The organism is Acetobacter garciniae, assembly GCF_017377735.1.
GTDB lineage: Bacteria > Pseudomonadota > Alphaproteobacteria > Acetobacterales > Acetobacteraceae > Acetobacter > Acetobacter garciniae.
In genome coordinates this window covers 1-514 of record NZ_JAFVMH010000038.1, presented here as the reverse complement: position 1 = coordinate 514, position 514 = coordinate 1, and the positions used below count along the sequence as shown (strand labels likewise).

Annotated in this window: 1 pseudogene; it reads right to left on the bottom strand. The window is 68.1% G+C overall.

Annotated features, from left to right (window positions below):
• Positions 1-329, bottom strand: a pseudogene (locus tag J2D77_RS17115) (hypothetical protein); the annotation flags it as partial.
• Between the last annotated feature and the right edge of the window lie 185 nt (positions 330-514).

Here is a 514-nt window from a genome sequence, read left to right as displayed (position 1 = left end):
AAGGCCAGCACATCCACTTCAACGCCGCCCTGGTCGGTGCGGGGCTGTCCGGGCACGTAACCCGTGCTCTCAGCATAGAACCGAATCGCGTCACCCGTGTCGGCCTCGATCTGGTAGCCGCCAAGGGCCGCGACGGCGCGGGCATGGTTAAGCAGCCCAGCCGCCGTGCAGTCGCTCAGCATGTCGTTGCCGAACATCAGCACGCCTGGGTCGATGTGAGAACGGTCCAACCGGGCTGGAGCCTGCCGGGTCATCATGCGCAGGCCTTCGAGGCGGGGTTGCCTCGGAAGAACCTTCGCGGGCAGGCAGCCAAGCGCGCGGCCAGTCATAGATACCACGCCCGAGCGAAGACCGACGCTGCCCACACCCCGGCCGCGATGGCCCCGGCCGTGCCGATCATGGCAAGCGTCCGCATCAGCGGACACCCAGGACGGCAAGCGCCTGCGCCTCGGTCATGCCCGTGTAAGGAACCGGCGCACCCACCAGCAGCATATCCCGGGTGTAGTGCGCGGGC